11 protein-coding genes, 1 rRNA gene and 1 riboswitch (1 of these 13 running past the window's edge) are annotated in these 17245 nt (G+C 38.4%); of the genes, 4 read left to right on the top strand and 8 right to left on the bottom strand.

The features are described from left to right. Nucleotides 1-110 (bottom strand): 16S ribosomal RNA (locus tag V4B18_RS03210) (it extends 1380 nt beyond the left edge of the window). Nucleotides 111-700: 590 nt separating this feature from the next. Here V4B18_RS03210 and V4B18_RS03205 point away from each other — a divergent pair. The 3 genes from V4B18_RS03205 (at nucleotide 701) to V4B18_RS03195 (ending at nucleotide 3921) form a co-directional block, all read left to right on the top strand. Beyond that, the gene (locus V4B18_RS03205; RefSeq protein WP_455476390.1) at nucleotides 701-1093 is read left to right on the top strand and encodes a Fur family transcriptional regulator; all 393 of its coding nucleotides are present in this window, start codon (nucleotides 701-703) and stop codon (nucleotides 1091-1093) included. 142 nt (nucleotides 1094-1235) lie between these two features. After that, a complete protein-coding gene (locus tag V4B18_RS03200; RefSeq protein WP_455476389.1) occupies nucleotides 1236-2333 on the top strand; it encodes an HlyD family secretion protein in 1098 nt (365 codons plus the stop codon). 19 nt (nucleotides 2334-2352) lie between these two features. Next, nucleotides 2353-3921, top strand: coding sequence for a DHA2 family efflux MFS transporter permease subunit (locus tag V4B18_RS03195; RefSeq protein WP_455476388.1), 1569 nt, complete (start codon nucleotides 2353-2355; stop codon nucleotides 3919-3921). Between the two features lie 1223 nt (nucleotides 3922-5144). Here the strand turns inward: V4B18_RS03195 and V4B18_RS03190 are convergent. From V4B18_RS03190 to V4B18_RS03175, 4 genes are all read right to left on the bottom strand, one after another. Then, nucleotides 5145-5729 (bottom strand): GNAT family N-acetyltransferase, encoded by a 585-nt coding sequence (locus V4B18_RS03190; RefSeq protein WP_455476387.1) that lies wholly within the window; start codon nucleotides 5727-5729, stop codon nucleotides 5145-5147. 45 nt (nucleotides 5730-5774) lie between these two features. After that, entirely contained in the window at nucleotides 5775-6908 is a 1134-nt protein-coding gene (locus tag V4B18_RS03185; RefSeq protein ID WP_455476386.1) for a type III PLP-dependent enzyme, read from the bottom strand. A gap of 711 nt (nucleotides 6909-7619) precedes the next feature. Beyond that, a complete protein-coding gene (gene trhO, locus V4B18_RS03180) occupies nucleotides 7620-8537 on the bottom strand; it encodes an oxygen-dependent tRNA uridine(34) hydroxylase TrhO (protein ID WP_455476385.1) in 918 nt (305 codons plus the stop codon). 775 nt (nucleotides 8538-9312) lie between these two features. After that, on the bottom strand, nucleotides 9313-10143 hold the full coding sequence (locus V4B18_RS03175) for a ferredoxin--NADP reductase (RefSeq protein WP_455476384.1): 831 nt from the start codon (nucleotides 10141-10143) through the stop codon (nucleotides 9313-9315). A gap of 707 nt (nucleotides 10144-10850) precedes the next feature. Between V4B18_RS03175 and alr the strand changes: the two genes are divergently transcribed. Then, nucleotides 10851-11972, top strand: coding sequence for an alanine racemase (alr, locus tag V4B18_RS03170; protein ID WP_455476383.1), 1122 nt, complete (start codon nucleotides 10851-10853; stop codon nucleotides 11970-11972). 314 nt (nucleotides 11973-12286) lie between these two features. On the opposite strand, the gene gcvP is transcribed toward alr, so the two are convergent. From gcvP to gcvT, 3 genes are read right to left on the bottom strand one after another with little or no spacing between them, the layout of a single operon-like run. After that, nucleotides 12287-15082, bottom strand: coding sequence for an aminomethyl-transferring glycine dehydrogenase (gcvP, locus tag V4B18_RS03165; protein ID WP_455476382.1), 2796 nt, complete (start codon nucleotides 15080-15082; stop codon nucleotides 12287-12289). 5 nt (nucleotides 15083-15087) lie between these two features. Then, nucleotides 15088-15456, bottom strand: coding sequence for a glycine cleavage system protein GcvH (gcvH, locus tag V4B18_RS03160; RefSeq protein WP_455476381.1), 369 nt, complete (start codon nucleotides 15454-15456; stop codon nucleotides 15088-15090). Nucleotides 15457-15461: 5 nt separating this feature from the next. Next, on the bottom strand, nucleotides 15462-16580 hold the full coding sequence (gene gcvT, locus V4B18_RS03155; protein WP_455476380.1) for a glycine cleavage system aminomethyltransferase GcvT: 1119 nt from the start codon (nucleotides 16578-16580) through the stop codon (nucleotides 15462-15464). A gap of 137 nt (nucleotides 16581-16717) precedes the next feature. After that, nucleotides 16718-16817, bottom strand: a riboswitch (glycine riboswitch). Nucleotides 16818-17245 lie beyond the last annotated feature (428 nt).

The following is a 17245-nucleotide window of genomic DNA, read 5'->3' as shown; positions in this document are numbered from 1 at the left end:
CCACGCGTTACTCACCCGTTTGCCGCTCGCTCTAAAAGAGCGCGCTCGACTTGCATGTGTTAAGCCTGCCGCCAGCGTTCGTTCTGAGCCAGGATCAAACTCTCATATTTGAAAATTTGATTTGGCTTTATCTTGGTCTTTCGCTTTATAACAAAGCGACCAATTAATGGTCACGCTTGAATCGACGAGAACATATTTACACACCAATCTAACATGACATTAGATCCGGTATTAACATCTTCTCTTGAAAAAACGTGCCGCCATATTCTTTCACGAAATTTCAAAGCAAAACTTCAAAATCTCTGCAGACTATGCCGCCCACGTTTCTCTTTCTTCTTTCTTCTCTTGTCAAAGAACAAACAGTCAAAAAACCGTTTCATAAAACAAAACCACACATAAACGCCAAAGCGCAAAAGTCAAAGACACTCTCAGCCCAAAATAGCCGTAAAATATATGGTAAATCTTTCATTGTAAACAAGAGCAAAAAACCCCCGCCGCAAGCAGAAACCACTCTCGTTACAACGCTATATAGAACCCTTTTTGGCAAAGAGTCAACACAACTTTCTAATAAAAATTAAAATAAATAACTTTTTCATATTTTACCTAAAAAGAGGGAATATAAAAATACGTACTTATAATCACCATTGCACAAATATTTCGCACACTTTATGCTTCTGATGAAGTAAAAAGGAAGGTGCCAATGCCATCTAAATTTACACGCAACCAAATACTAGTTTTAAACACTTTAAAAAATGCACAAGGACCTTTAAGCGCTTATGCGATTCTTGATCGCTTACGCGAAGAAGGATTTCGTGCCCCTCCACAAGTTTATCGTGCATTAGAAAGACTTGTAAAATTAAGATATATTCATCGCCTTGAAAGTGTAAATGCTTTTATGGCCTGTGTACATCCTGAAAATTGTCAAAATGAATTTATAACTTTTACAATTTGTGATAAATGTGGTAGAGTTAGCGAAATGCAGAATCAAGCTATTGCATATAGTGTTAAGCGAATGGTTCAAGCTGCTGATTTTCAAGCGCAGAGAAGCACCGTAGAAATACGAGGAATTTGCAAAGAGTGTACAATAAAGTAACATCTTCACGGGTGTATTAGTTATTATATCCCGCGGTTATTTTTTCTTGAAATGTTCTTATCACCTCTGCTACAGGTGCTATTAATTTTAGTGTAGTGATGAGTTTATTTTACTCATTTGTCCATTAATTGAAAGTATAATCATGTTCACATCTGAAACAATCGTTTCAACAAAGAAATACTTTAAACAAATAGAACGAAAAAAAATAATCAAAGCTCTTCTTCTTACTATTACCCTTTGCGCATTATGGTTTAGCTACAAGTGGTTGACACAGTGGCGATATATGCTTGTAACCGACGACGCTTATGTGCAAGGAGACATCGCGGCTATTGCTCCTAAATTACCCGGATATATTGAAAAAATTTCTGTTCAAGCAAACCAAACCGTTAAAAAAGGTGATATTCTATTTCGTTTAGAAAGTGGCGATTATCAAATTGCATTGGATCAAACAAAAGCACAACTCGATACACAGCAAAAAACCCTTATACGGATTAATGCGCAAATTACAGCAGCTCATAGTGCTTTAGATGATGCTAAAGCACAAAAAGCTGCTGCTTCAGCAATAGCAACAAATGCACAACTTACCTTGCAACGTACCACAGAACTTAAAGCTGATCGTTATGTCTCTCAATCCAATGTGGACAGTGCTAAATCAGCTTATGAACAAGCCAAAGCCAATGTCACTCGTGCAGATGCGCAAATAGCCGCAGCACATGCAAATATTCAAGTGTTAGAAGCACAACTAAATGAAATGAAAAGTCAAACAAAAAATCTTGAACTCATGCGCGATAAAGCAGAGCGTGATCTTGATTCAACAATCCTACGAGCTCCATTTGATGGAATTATCGGAAATTTAACAGCAAAGACAGGCGATTTTGTTGTTAATGGACAGCACCTTGCTGCATTGGTTCCTATCAACGCGCTCTATATTGAAGCAAATTATAAAGAAACACAATTGCAGAATATTCGTGCTGGACAAACGGCTTATATCACTGTTGATGCCTTTAAAAAAGATCTTATTACGGGAACAGTTCTTTCTATTGCACCCGCAACAGGAGCTGTTTTTTCTCTCTTACCTCCACAAAATGCCACCGGCAACTTCACAAAAATTGTCCAACGCATTCCAGTACGCATCTCTATTCCAGAAGAAGTATTAAAAACTGGTCATATCCGAGCGGGAATGAGCGTTTCAGTAGAAATTGATACACGGACAAAGGCGCAAGATAAAAACCTTTTATAAAAAAGCAAATGATCTTATTATGACATCTTCCATGCTAGAGCCCACACATCCTCAAGAGCGCATAGAAATCCACAAAGTCTTAGTTTTTATTGCTATGGCCTTTGGTATGTTTATGGCTATATTGGATATCCAAATTGTTTCCTCCTCTTTAGCTGAAATTCAGGCTGGTCTTTCAGCAAGTTCTGAAGAAATTTCATGGGTTCAAACCTCCTACCTTATTGCTGAAGTCATCATGTTGCCCCTTTCTGGCTTCTTGGGAAGATTGCTTTCAACACGCGTTTTCTTTAGCATATCAGCTATCGGATTTACAATTACCTCTATTCTTTGCGCAACAGCAACATCTATTGGAGAGATGATTGTGTACCGCGCACTACAAGGTTTTATTGGTGGGGGTATTATTCCTAGCGTTTTTGTCGCCTCCTATATACTTTTTCCTCCTTCCAAGCGTCCAATTGTTATCCCTATCGTTGGATTAGTAGCAACGTTAGCGCCCACTATTGGTCCAACAGTAGGAGGCTACATCTGCCATATCTTATCATGGCACTGGCTTTTCCTCATCAATGTTCCTTGCGGGATTGTTATCTCAATTTTTGCTTGGAAATTAATTGACTTTGATAAAGCGGATCACTCTTTAATATCTAAATTTGACTGGTTAGGCCTCATTTCTATGGCTGTTTTTCTAGGAACTTTGGAATATGTTCTAGAAGAGGGAGCGCGTAATGACTGGCTAAATGACGATCTGATTCTAAAATTATTCATTGTCATGATTTTGTCTGCAATCTTATTCTTCTGGCGTACTTTTACTGCAAAAGAACCCATTGTGGATCTCTCGGCTTTTTCCAATTTTAATTTCTCAACCGCAGCTATTTTTTCTTTTACGCTCGGAATAGGTCTTTATGGACTCACATACCTTTATCCTGTCTATTTGAGCCAAGTCCGCCATTATGATGCCCTCATGATCGGAGAAACATTGTTCCTTTCAGGATTGGTCATGCTATTAACCGCACCCCTTGCTGGATTTCTTTCAGCACGAATCGATCCACGTTTGATGATGGCAATAGGACTTTTTGGCTTTGCATTAGGAACTTGGATAGCTAGCTCTATCACAGATAATTGGGGTTTTAAAGAACTCTTTTGGGCTCAAGTTTTCCGTGGTGCTTCTGCTATGTTATGTATAGTCCCTATTAATAATATTGCCCTCGGATCACTCCCACCAGAACGAATGAAAAACGCCTCTGGACTTTTTAATCTCACACGTAACCTTGGTGGTGCCGTGGGACTTGCTATCATCAATACTCTTTTAATGAAACGCACAGACTTGCATTATGCAAGAATAGCCGAAACTCTCCGACCAGGAAATAGTCAAGCAACTGAAATGCTTTCAAACCTTACTATGTACTTTAAAACTGCAACTTTTGATCCGCATACTCTTGCTCTTTTCCAACTTTTTAATATAGCACGCATACAATCAATGGTTATGGCTTTTAGCGACCTTTTCCTTATAATAGCAACCATTTTTAGCATCTTGACATTCATGACCATTTTTCTAAGAAAAGGATCACCATCCACCAATACTCCAAAGCATTAAGCTTATGAAAGTCGAGAAAAGTATTCTCTCTAGTCAATCGCTTTTCTATATTACTTGTAACTTTATCTCCTGTAAATTATAGCATTATGATACAACATTTGGTGCTGAATTATTATTCCTGATCAAAGCTCAATAAAATGCGAGATAGTTGCGTTCTTGCAAAGATCATCCTCAAATGAATAATTGTAAAGTTTTATACTATAACAAACAAAGCTTTCACTTTATCTAAAATACTTTAAAGTTCCTATACCGTATAGATCAAGTAGCCATTTCTATTAGATTTATTTTGTTTCCTTATCGCATAACAAAAAAATTATTGGAACAATGCTTACATTTTTATCACAATGTCCTTTGTGAGAGCATTCTTATCTTCAAAAAAATTATCCTTAAACGCGTAAATTTGTTGTTTTATTCAACTCAAAAGAAGCTGATATATAATTTTGATCCTACTACAACAAGCCTCTCTCCCACAACTTATTGTTATTACAATACAAACAAAAGTCGTACAAAAATTCTTAAACTGTTTTTTCTAAATATAACTATAAAATTGATCAATGTATTATCATCCAACGCTCACCCCGTTTTCCTATCATGGCTGGCTTCAAAACTGCTAAGCACACTACTAGTCCTTCGCATTGTCAGTTGTCAGTAGACATATCTACACTTGTTTAAACTATTAAAAGCCAATATTTTTCCTCATTTAATGCACCAGAAGATGCTATGTAAGAGACATGCTTAAGTGTACCCTTCACTATTAATAAATAATCATTTTCAATTCACAAAATCTGAAAATACAAACTTACTGAGATGCTTTAATCGTTGTAAATACATCCATAATCACAAAAGAAGCTAATCTCTTTATGCGCCGTAATTTAAAAATATGCCATTTAAAAGCAGATTTTAACACAATTTTAGCTATTCTTCGCCTTACATCTTGGCTTCTAATTAAGAAATTTTTTTCAACACCAATTAACTAGAAAACTCTGTAAAATATCAAAAAAAGATAACGTCAATGGCTCTGCTAAAAGCACCTTAAAGCAATGTAAGATACTGAATATACTCAATAAATTAACTAAAAATATCAAAGATATAAAAATGTAAATGAAAGAAAAATTGCGCTGTGCAATAAAACTATCCTAAGACTTTGCATCTTATCAAAAGACCTTTCCACGAATAAAAATGGACAGTTTTCCCAATGCCACCACTGCTGGAAAATAAAATCTTTAAGCCACTTTATGATGCTGAAAACGACTCAAATCTTCCCTTTCGCCACTAGGAACTAAAGTGCCATGACACGTGGAAAGATATTCTGGTATTAATTCCAACGCTTGAAAACGATGTTTCTCATAAGGACCAGGCATTGCCAAATTTTTTGTTAAACTACTTGAAAAACCAAAACGCTGATAAAATTTACAATCACCCACAAGTAAAATAGCGCCATAACCAAGTTTTTTTGCTCTTTCAATTGCATACTGCATAAGAACCGATCCTATCCCTATACCAGAATATTCCGCTGAAACAGCCAAAGGTCCCAAAAGCAAAGCATGCTGTGTACCATTTTTCCCTTTCTTAAACCGAACATGCCAAAGACGTACACTACCCACAAGCTCTCCAAGCGCATTTTTGACAACAAAGGATAGCCCACATGCAGCCAACCGACCACGACGTAAAGCTTCTGACGATTTACGCTTACGCCCTTTTCCCAGAACTAAATCAAGCAAGCATTCCCGATACGGCTTATCAGCTTCTTGCTCGCATGTAAGTGTAAAAAACGCACCATCTTTTGTTTGAAAATTAATCATATTCATCTTTATCACACGCCCCACTATACCTTTATCATCATAAAGAAAGACTCAAATCACATAGGATTGCAAAGGCTTAAAACCATTAAATGCAACAGACGCGTAAGTCGCTGTGTAAGCACCAGTTCCATGTATCAATAACTCATCTCCTACCGTAAGAGATAAAGGCAAAAGATAAGGTGTTTTTTCATAGAGAACATCTGCAGAATCACATGTCGGACCGGCTAAAATACAAGGCTCCATTGCCTTATCGTCATGAGATGTTTCAATAGGATAACGAATTGCTTCATCCATAGTCTCAGTAAGACCATTAAATTTACCAACATCAAGGTAAACCCATCGGACATTATCGTTATCAGCTTTCTTAGATATAAGAACAACTTCTGTGCGAATAACACCAGCGTTACCAACCATTCCACGCCCTGGCTCAATGATTGTCTCAGGAATACGATTACCAAAATATTTTTTTAATGAATCAAAAACAGCCGTACCATAGGCTTGTGCTGTAGGAACATCTTTCAAATAACGCGTTGGGAAACCGCCTCCCATATTAACCAATTTTAGCGAAATTCCTTCTTGTTCCAAACGTTTGAAAACCGTCGCCGCATCTGACAAAGCACGATCCCATGCGCTAAGATCTGTTTGCTGAGAGCCTACATGAAAAGAAACACCATGCGCTTGTAAACCCAATTGATGAGCCCGACGTAACACATCAACTGCCATATCAGGAACACAACCGAATTTACGTGATAATGGCCACTCTGCACCTTTTCCATCAGTGAGAACCCGACAAAAAACACGAGATCCTGGGGCAGCACGAGCTACTTTTTCCACTTCCTCAATACAATCAACCGCATAAAGCGAAATGCCAAATGCATATGCACACGCAATATCACGCTCTTTTTTTATTGTATTTCCAAAAGAAATACGTTCAGGCGTTGCCCCTGCTTTTAAAGCCATTTCAATTTCTGCAACAGAAGCTGCATCAAAAGAGGATCCTAAAGAAGCGAGCAAACTCAAAATCTCAGGCGCAGGATTTGCTTTTATCGCATAAAAAATACGAGATTGCGGAAGAGATTTTTCAAAATTTAAATAATTTTCACGAACAACATCAAGATCAACAATTAAGCATGGACCTTCAGAGCGATGTGTTGCAAGAAAATCGCGAATACGTTGCGTTGCCATATGCCAATTCTCCCAAGGGAATTAATTCCCCAAGCTCTACATCAAAACATCGTAGAGCCACCAATATCCAAAGGACAAAACACACAATACTTCACTCTTCCCTTGATTATTTAAATAAATAATCAGATAAAAACCAGCATTGCATGCAGCGAAAAACATCGCGAAAACCGCGTTGTTCCTAACTTTATCTGCCTTTTTGATTGGAATGAGAAAACCACTTCCGCACTGAAGGCAATGAGGTGTGCCTCTATAGTTATCCCAGCATTTATATAGCTGGAAGACACCAGAAAGGCCCGCACCGTCGTTGCTTCAAGATGTCCTCACTCTTCCGATTGGCCGTAAGAATGACTGGAGCGGTTAGTTCCAGGTACCGTACCAGTTAACCTCACCATTTGAGAACTGGCGGACACCCACAGGCACGTGCGACTTTGGGCAATGCTACTTATAAGGCTAATCTTTATTCATTTCAATCACTTTTTTAATTTTAAATATTTTTTAATTTTAAAGCACAAAATGACGTAAAAAAAGCGATGATTTCTTCAAGCCGCTAAACCACCTTAACCAGCGTCTTTTGTACACTAAATCAAGGGGTTAAACACAAAAAAAGCTGGATATCGGTTCAGCCAAAACACTTTTCTACTAACGCTTAAAATACCCCTCTCCTGAAAGAGAAAGAAACAAAAGCTTTATTTTAAACGTTTTACATCCTTATTACTCTTGGTGAGAATGATGCGTAGAACGCAATTTTAATAATTGGAATTGTCTATGACGTTCTCGAAAACGCTCCCTATCCATGTCGCTTCGCATATTATAACAAGAATCGCACGAAACACCTTCTTCATAATGAGGCGACAATTTGCTTTCAGCATTAAGAGGGCTACGGCACGCATGACATAATTGACGTCCACATTCCTCAAGACCATGCCCAACAGAAACACGCTCATCAAAAACAAAACACTCACCCTGCCACAAACTCTCTTCTTTTGAAATGGTTTCCAAATATTTGAGAATTCCACCTTTTAAATGATAGACTTGTTCATAACCAAGCCCACGCACATAGGCCGTTGACTTTTCGCACCGAATGCCACCTGTACAGAACATGGCAATCTTCTTTTTCTTTTTTAAATCAGCTTCATGCTTTGCAACCCATTCAGGAAATTCACGAAACGTTTTAATCTTTGGATCTATCGCGCCTTGAAAGCTCCCAATTGCATATTCATAATCATTACGCGTATCAATTAAAATTGTCTCCTCATCTTGAATAAGAGCATTCCAATCTTCTGGCTCCACATAGGTTCCAACAACCTTTAAGGGGTCAACCCCCTCAACTCCCATGGTAACAATTTCTTTTTTCAACCGCACTTTTAAACGATGAAAAGGCATTTTTGATGCCCACGAATATTTAATCTCTGGCGTTTGAAATGCTGGCTCGGTTGTAATAAAATTTACCAATGCCTCAATCGCATCACAAGAACCAGCAACGGTACCGTTAATTCCTTCTTTTGCTAAAAGCAGAGTACCTTTAATACCCTTTGCTTGACATAAATCCTGCAAAGGTTTCTGTAATTGACGATAATGCTTCAAATCTGCAAAGCAATAGACAGCAGCAACTCTAAAATTCTTTTCCATGATCTTGCCATAACCTGCGTTTCATTCAATTTCAAGACCTATTCATCTACTTCTTTGCATATTGTGCTTAATCGAATTATATTGACAATATTATATCCAAGAGAAAAGCACGCTACGCACCCTAAATAATTTCCTTTTATTTATCACTTTTCTAGGAACAAACCATCATATTTGTTCACAAATGATCTAAAAAATGCCTTGTTGTGCTTCCCCAATAAAGAAGAATTGAAGAGCGTTTAAGGTTACGTTGTAGGCATTAAAGACACTTAAATATCATTAAAATAATAATATCTAAACTCCAAAATTAATTGTTGAATAAGACATAATTTTTAAAAATATTCACCATGAATAAACTGGACATACAGCAGAAAAACACATCATGAATCATAAAGTATCCAACAACGAATTAATTTAATTAAACCTTCTTTGACAAAGCTATTATTAATTCACTGCTTTAACAATATTAAAAAAGCTACGCATATCTTAAATTTTCTCTTCTAAAGAACCTATTTCACCCATTATGCAAATCTTAGCGTCCATCTATTCTCTTTGACTAATATATAGTAGCGCAGCAAAAGGCTGTACCTCCTTAATCCAATAAAATTGCTAATCATAGTTTGGTTTAAATAATTCTCCACACCCATTAACTTCAATTATCCAGTCTATTCTGCATCAGCAATTTTGAGGACAGCTCTAAAACAGCATATTCCATCTAGCATGAAACTTGAGCATGAGCCACACATGAACATCCCATACAAACACGAACAACTTGTTTTTATCCAACAAAAGCACGCTCTACAACATAAGTAGCTGGTGCATTATTTGCACCCTCAACAAGACCAAAAGCTTCACACATTCTTGCACAATCCTTTAACATAGCCATCGATCCACAAATCATAACTCGATCTTCATCAGGATTAATTTTGGATAAACCAGTTGTTTCAAAAAAGGCACCACTCTCCATAACAGTAGTAATGCGCCCCATATGCTCAGATGGTTCACGAGTTGTCATGGGGTAAAATTTCAGTTGCTGTGCGCACGCACCAATCAGCGGATCTTGTTTTAAAGAAGCAACAAGATCCTTTGCATAAGTAAGTTCATCTAGCTTACGAGTTGTTTGAATGAGCACTACTTCTGAAAATTTTTCATAAGTTTCAGGATCACGGATCAAACTTGCAAAAGGAGCAACACCTGTTCCCGTTGAAAGAAGATAAAGACGCTTTCCAGGAATAACAGCATCAAGAACCAGTGTCCCTGTAGATTTTTTTCGCATTAGAACAGTATCACCAATTTTAATTTTTTGGAGATGCTCAGTTAGTGGCCCTCCTGGAACTTTGATGGAAAAAAATTCAAGTTGCTCATCCCAAAATGGGCTTGCAATCGAATAAGCACGATAAATCGGTTTTTCTGCATTTGGCAAGCCAATCATAACAAATTCACCTGAACGAAAACGAAAGCTTTCTGGACGATTTAGGCGAAATTTAAACAAATGATCTGTATAATGATGAATCTCTTGAACAGTGAGAGCAAACACATTCTCAGGAATCGGAAAATTTGATGCAACGCCGCTGGTGCTTGGCTGAGTTTTTGTGGCAGACGTACTCATACAACTCTTCCCTATATCTCTTATTGAACATTAAATCTCATATCGTAAAGATGATATAATAGTCATGTGACCATCTGCCAACATTTCTCTTAAAACATCAACGTCTTAATTAACACTTTTTATCAAAATTAACCAAAATAGAAAACCTGAAATAAAAGCGTATCATGCAAAATAAGAGAAATAAATTTTTTATTACACGAGAATATAATTATTCTCAATAGACACCATTTGACATTCTATTTTAAAAGCGCGTAATCATGCATATAAGAACCAGATCGCGTCATTATTAAAAGAGAAAAAGAAAACACAATATAGGCATTTTAAAAAACAATAATATGAACCATTGAAGCAATGGGCAATAATGCTCATACGAATACACCCTAATTGGTTGGATCCATAAAAATGCAACAACAATTTGAAAATATTTGTATTTATCAGGATAAAAAGTAATATTTTAGAGTAAATCTTCAATAACAAAATGACTTAAACTATATAACACAATTAAGGCAAACAAATAAAGACGAAAGCGTTTATTGATTATATGCACAAATTGAGCATTCTATATCAAAAGATTGCCTTTGTGGTGCATAATTGAGTATAAGCTGTTAACAATTTTGAAAACCAAAAGCAATATTCATACCCTTTCCACATATGATTATGCAACAACTAGAGAGAATTTCATATTTCATAGACCAGATAAAATTAAAATGAATAAATCCGTTGATGATAAAACAAGTGCACCATTCCACTATACAGCTATAGCAACCATTGATGTTGGTGCTCTTATCGCTAATTATACAACTTTAGCACAACATGTTGCTCCAGCAGAATGCTCAGCCATTGTAAAAGCGAATGCTTATGGACTTGGTGCTAATAAAATTGTCCCTGCACTTTATCAAGCTGGTTGCCGCACCTTTTTTGTTGCACAAATTGTGGAAGCGCTCCAATTAAAAACCATTTTACCATCAGATGTCACGCTTGCTCTTCTTAACGGAATTCCACACAATTTAGAAGAATTTGTCGCACAATCTGGTATTGTCCCCGTTCTTAATTCTTGGAGTGCAATCCAAAGCTGGCAAACACTTTGTCAAAACAAAAGAAAAAAATTTCCCGCAATCGTTCAAATTGATACCGATATGAACCGTTTAGGACTGGATAAAAAAGAATTAGAACAATTGATAAAACAGCCTACTCTTTTCGAAAAAGCAGAAGTAAAATATATTATCAGTCATCTCGCTAATGGAGGAAATGATACACATTCATCCAATTATACCCAGTTAGCAACCTTCAAAGCAGCACTCGCAAAACTTCCTACCTGTAAGGCCTCATTTGCCAATTCTGGAGGTATTTTTCTTGGTTCAGATTTCTATTTTGATCTTGTTCGTCCAGGTATTGCACTTTATGGAATCCATCCCCACACTAAATATACAACAATACTTAAGCCTGTTTTAAAGCTTGAAGCCCAAATTATTCAAAGCCGCAACATTGATGCAGGAGCACCTGTCGGTTATGGAGGCACGTTTATCACCAACAGGCCAAGCACCCTCATAACAATTTCTATCGGCTATGCAGATGGCTGGCTGCGCACACTTTCCAATAAAGGTGCTGTTTATTATAATGGACACAGACTACCTATCGTCGGAGACATTTCTATGGATTCCATTATCGTTGACGCTACAGATCTTAAAGGTAAAAAGCCTCAAAGAGGTGACTGGGTAGAACTTATTGGAACACATCAAACTATTGAACAAGTATCCGCAGATGCTAACACCATCCCTTATGAAATTTTAACTTCCCTAGGCTCTCGCTATAAACGTATTTACATTTAAAATCATTAAAAAATGAAGCAATAAAATTACCGTTTTTTTTAAAAATGGTTTTATAAATTCTTTTAAAAAAACATCTTACAATAGCCAACTGTAACGATTGTCCAGAACATCCTTGAACCAACTTCTGTTTAACAATATTGTCTCTAAAAATACTTCAACAAAACAGAGATAAGAGAAATTATCAATCTCTTTTTAAGGGTGTGACCAGCTCAACAAAAAGCAATAAAATAATATCACGCAATCCATATAAGTGACGACGAAAAACTCCACACAAAATGTGTGAACCTTTTCGTCATCAACATGCATAAATAAATTTAATATGTATTCCCCAATGGTGGGCAAGAACAAATAAGCATTTTATCTCCCGCAACATTATCAATACGGGAAACAGGAGGCCAGTATTTATATGCTGGATCAAGAGAGTTGTTAGGGAAAGCAGCTTCTTGTCGTGAATAAGGCCGCACCCAAGCATCATCCACAGTATCTATTAATGTATGTGGAGCATTTACTAACGGATTATCGTCTTTTGGCCAAACCCCCTCACCAACTTTTTGCGCTTCTTCAGCAATCAAGAGCAAAGCATCACAGAGACGATCAATCTCTGCCTTTGGCTCTGATTCCGTTGGCTCAATCATCAAAGTTCCAGGAACTGGAAATGACATCGTGGGCGCATGAAATCCATAGTCAATTAAGCGTTTTGCAATATCATCAACACTGATCCCATATTGGTCTTTCAACACACGTGTATCTACAATACATTCATGAGCAACACGCCCATGCTTGCCTCTGTAAAGAATAGAATAAGCCTGTGAAAGACGCGCAGCAACATAATTAGCATTCAAAATTGCTATTTGTGTCGCATATTTCAAACCATCAGCCCCCATCATCCGAATATACATCCACGTAATAACGAGAATAGATGCACTTCCGTAAGGAGCAGCCGAAACTGCATGAGTCGTCCCCTCTTGTTCATGACCTGGTAAAAATGACTTTAGATGCTCTGCCACCCCTATCGGACCGACACCTGGTCCACCTCCTCCATGAGGAATTGCAAATGTTTTATGAAGATTCATATGACAAACATCAGCCCCAATATCTGCTGGGCGCGCAAGCCCAACAAGTGCATTAAGATTAGCACCATCAAAGTAAACTTGTCCCCCATTTTCATGAATAATAGAGCAAATCTCTTTAATGCTTTCCTCATAAACACCATGGGTTGAAGGATAGGTAATCATTAAAGCCGCTAAACGATCCTTATGCGATTGCGCTTTCATCTTGAGATCATCAATATCAACATCACCATCGCTCAAACATTTTACCACAACAACTTCCATTCCCGCCATGTGAGCTGATGCTGGATTCGTTCCATGTGCTGATGCAGGAACAAGACAAACTGTGCGTTGATGCTCTCCGCGTGATTGATAATATCGGTTTATTGCCAAAAGCCCAGCATACTCCCCTTGAGCACCAGAATTTGGCTGAAAAGATACTTGTGCAAACCCTGTAATTTCGCACAACCACGCACCTAATTGGTTGATCATTTCCTTATAACCTGCTGTATCCTCTTGAGAAGCAAAGGGATGCATATGAGCAACTGTATGCCAACTTAAAGGCATCAATTCAGCTGCCGCATTAAGCTTCATCGTACAAGAACCAAGCGGAATCATTGCTCGATCCAATGCTAAATCTTTGTCCGATAAACGACGCAAAAAGCGCATCATCTCTGTTTCTGAATGAACCGCATGAAAAAATGGCTGCGAAAGAAAAGTTCCATCACGTTCTCTCCCAAAAAGTCGTGGAGAAGTCTGATCAACTAATTGTGCACCAAAAAGCTCTGCTAGCGCACAAACGTCCTCTTGCGTTGACAATTCATCAAAGTTGATCACAATTGTATCATCATTGAGAATACGAACAAGACGTCCTCCCATTTTTGCTTGAGCGGCAATCTCTTTAGCTCTTCCCTTCACAAAAATGCTTACGCAATCAAAAAAATATTCTCCTTCACAACAAATGCCAGCCGCCTCTAAACTAGCAACAAAACGGCACGTTAAGCGATGAATTCTCTGAGCAATTGCTTGCAAACCTTGTGGCCCGTGCCAAACAGCATAAGCGGTTGCCATATTTGCTAAAAGAGCCTGTGCTGTGCAAATATTCGATGTTGCTTTATCGCGTCGAATATGTTGTTCACGTGTTTGCAACGCTAAACGAAAACCAATACGTCCCCGTGTGTCCACAGATTGACCAACAATACGTCCTGGAATTAAGCGCGTTAAAGCATCACTGACCGCAAGATAACCTGCATGAGGTCCACCAAAACCCATTGGAACCCCATAACGTTGCATAGAGCCAACAACAATATCGGCACCCCATTTAGCTGGCGCTTCCATTAAGGTTAGCGCCAAAGGATCTGCCACAACAATTACCAGCGCTCCTTTTGCCTTTGCTTGCCTAATGATATCAGTATAATCGTTAAAGGAACCTTTTGTATCTGGCCAAGACAAAACAATTGCAGCCGTCTCAGAACAAATTTCACTCTTTTCGCTAATTTTAATGCCTTGTGTTTCTGCACGTGTTTGCGCAACACTCAGAGTTTGAGGATGCAAAAGACTTTGAATGGAAATTTTTGTTTTTTTCCCACGCGCAAAGCGTACAGCCACCGCATTAGCCTCCGCTAAAGCCGTTGCTTCATCAAGAAGTGAAGCAGCTGCAACAGGCAAACCAGTTAATTCACTAACCAAAGTTTGAAAATAAAACAAAAGTTCTAAACGGCCTTGGCTAATTTCTGCTTGATAGGGTGTATAAGCAGTATACCAAGCTGGATTTTCAAAAAGATTGCGCAAAATAACAGGGGGAACAAATGTTCCGTGATACCCCTGCCCAATAAAACTTTTATGCACATGGTTTTTTCCCATGATTTGAGACAATTCTTCCAAAGCCTGTCCTTCACTAGCAGCCTTTGGCAAATTAAGTGAGCGCCCCAAATAGATAGACTGAGGAACAGCTTGAGCGATTAATGTATCAACACAATCAAGCGCTAAAACATCAAGCATTTTTTGTACTTCATCAGGACGAATCCCAATATGCCGCGAAGAAAAAGAACATTCCTGCATAGCACTTATCCAATCAGTGTTTTATAAGCGGCTTCATCCAACAACCCTTCAAGTTGTGTTTCATCCTGTAATTTCATTTTCCATAACCAACCTTCTTTTTCAGCTTTCTGATTTACCAATTCAGGACTATTTGCCAATGCCTCATTAATTTCAACTACTTCCCCATCAAGAGGTGCATAAACATCTGAAGCAGCCTTGACCGACTCCACAACAGCAGCAGCATCTCCCTTAGCAAGCTGCGTTCCACTTTGTGGCAAATCAACAAAAACTAAATCACCTAACTGCTCTTGAGCATAATGCGTAATACCAACAGTAGCCACTTGCCCTTCAACGCTGAGCCATTCATGATCTTCTGTAAAGTAAATTTTAGACATAAAAATTATCCTTTAAAGTAACGTTGTTCAACAAAAGGGAGTAAATGAACAGACAGCGCAATCTTTTTACCGCGCAACTCAGTAAAGACTTCCATTCCAATATTTTTCCAAGCAACAGGAACATAACCCATCGCAACAGGACCATCAAAAGATGGACCAAAACCACCCGATGTCACCACCCCAATCTGATTTCCTTCATCATCAAAAAGCAATGCTCCAGCACGAATGGGTTGGCGCGTTTGTGGTTTTAGACCAACACGACAACGAGAAGGTCCATTTTGAAGAGCTTCAAGAAAAGCCTTTGCTCCATAAAATTGTGCTTTTTCTCGAACAGCTTTTGGAACAGCCCATGTCAGAGCAGCATCAATAGGTGTAGTGTCAGACGTAATATCATTACCATGCAAACACAGCCCTGCTTCTAACCGAAGACTATCGCGCGCCGCAAGACCAATCCACTCAACGCGAGAATCACTTAGTAATTTTTTAGCCAATTCGCGTGCTTGATCTTCTGGAAGAGCAATTTCAAAGCCATCTTCTCCTGTATAACCAGAACGCGTCACAAACCAATCTTGTTGTGGTTCAAATCCTTGCATAAATAACAATTGATTACCAGCTAAACCTGCATCAGCTATAACCGCTGCGGCTTCTGGTCCTTGAAGAGCAAGTAAGACTCTTTCAAGAGCAGTTACTTGACATTCAAAACCAACAGCACGTTTTTTAAGCTCAGCAAGATCAGCCTGCGCATTACCAGCATTGACGACTAGCATAAAACGAGATTCTGCCAAACGAGTAAGGATAAGATCATCTAGAATACCAGCCAGCTCATTGAGCAAATAACTATACCGTGATTGGCCAATCTTTAAAGCTGACGCATCAAGAGGAAGTGCATATGATAAAAATTCAATTGCTTGCGCCCCTTCAATGCTAATTAATTTCATATGAGAAATATCAAAAAGACCCGCATGGGTACGCGTATGAAGATGTTCTTTCAAAACCCCAAGAGGATAAGTCAAAGGCATGTTCCAACCAGCAAAAGCACCAAACTTAGCTCCAGCTTTTTCATGCAATTCATAGAGAGGAAGTGTTTTTAAAGATGATGTTCCAAATTCTTGTAATGTGCCCATAATATCTCCAAAGCGTGCTAACGCTCACACTATGTAGTCGTTCCTGCACCCCTCTGTCACAAACCTGAGAGACTCGCGAAAAGAGCTTTCGCTTAACACCTTCGGCGCGGATCATCCCGACTTTCCAGATCTGCCTTTCTCCTTTTACGGTCCCTAAAGCCTGAGAGATTATGGGCTGTTTTCCCCTTCGGCGGCAAGTACGAAAGCTCGCAATCTGCACTCTCCCGCAAAAGAATAAAAGAAGCAATAATGCTCTTTTCGACATGCTTTGGTCTATAAACTATCTTTTTCACCCTGTCATCTGCAAAATGAATAAAATGTCCTAATTTTTTAACTTGCACAGGCTATTTTAAAGGACTTATAATGCCAATATCTTAAACATTATAAATTGCAAGTGGTCTCGCACTTTGAGTGAACAAGGAGATGAAAGATTGCAGGGATTACAGATAAAAACACCACTTGAAAACTATGCAAAGTTTCGCCAACAAAAAGGATTAAAAAGGGACATTCTCTCCTACATTATCTAGCTTGGAGTCGTAAATTTTGCTGTCTTTTAACAATAAATATTGGTTCAAAGTATTTATCGCTCATGATCTTAACGCGAAAGAGGGCGGTTTTTTATCACTAAAAACTGCAACTGTTTACGCACTCAACCTCATCGGAAC

The organism is Bartonella sp. B17 (genome assembly GCF_053795755.1).
Note: the sequence above shows the minus strand (reverse complement) of the source record. Positions and strands in the feature narration are given on the sequence as shown.

What these genes read in the sequence shown, in the direction of transcription:
- V4B18_RS03205 (WP_455476390.1), top strand. Translation starts at nt 701, where the DNA reads ATGCCATCTAAATTTACACGCAACCAAATACTAGTTTTAAACACTTTA.
- V4B18_RS03200 (WP_455476389.1), top strand. Translation starts at nt 1,236, where the DNA reads ATGTTCACATCTGAAACAATCGTTTCAACAAAGAAATACTTTAAACAA.
- V4B18_RS03195 (WP_455476388.1), top strand. Translation starts at nt 2,353, where the DNA reads ATGACATCTTCCATGCTAGAGCCCACACATCCTCAAGAGCGCATAGAA.
- V4B18_RS03190 (WP_455476387.1), bottom strand. Translation starts at nt 5,729, where the DNA reads ATGAATATGATTAATTTTCAAACAAAAGATGGTGCGTTTTTTACACTT.
- V4B18_RS03185 (WP_455476386.1), bottom strand. Translation starts at nt 6,908, where the DNA reads ATGGCAACGCAACGTATTCGCGATTTTCTTGCAACACATCGCTCTGAA.
- trhO (WP_455476385.1), bottom strand. Translation starts at nt 8,537, where the DNA reads ATGGAAAAGAATTTTAGAGTTGCTGCTGTCTATTGCTTTGCAGATTTG.
- V4B18_RS03175 (WP_455476384.1), bottom strand. Translation starts at nt 10,143, where the DNA reads ATGAGTACGTCTGCCACAAAAACTCAGCCAAGCACCAGCGGCGTTGCA.
- alr (WP_455476383.1), top strand. Translation starts at nt 10,851, where the DNA reads ATGAATAAATCCGTTGATGATAAAACAAGTGCACCATTCCACTATACA.
- gcvP (WP_455476382.1), bottom strand. Translation starts at nt 15,082, where the DNA reads ATGCAGGAATGTTCTTTTTCTTCGCGGCATATTGGGATTCGTCCTGAT.
- gcvH (WP_455476381.1), bottom strand. Translation starts at nt 15,456, where the DNA reads ATGTCTAAAATTTACTTTACAGAAGATCATGAATGGCTCAGCGTTGAA.
- gcvT (WP_455476380.1), bottom strand. Translation starts at nt 16,580, where the DNA reads ATGGGCACATTACAAGAATTTGGAACATCATCTTTAAAAACACTTCCT.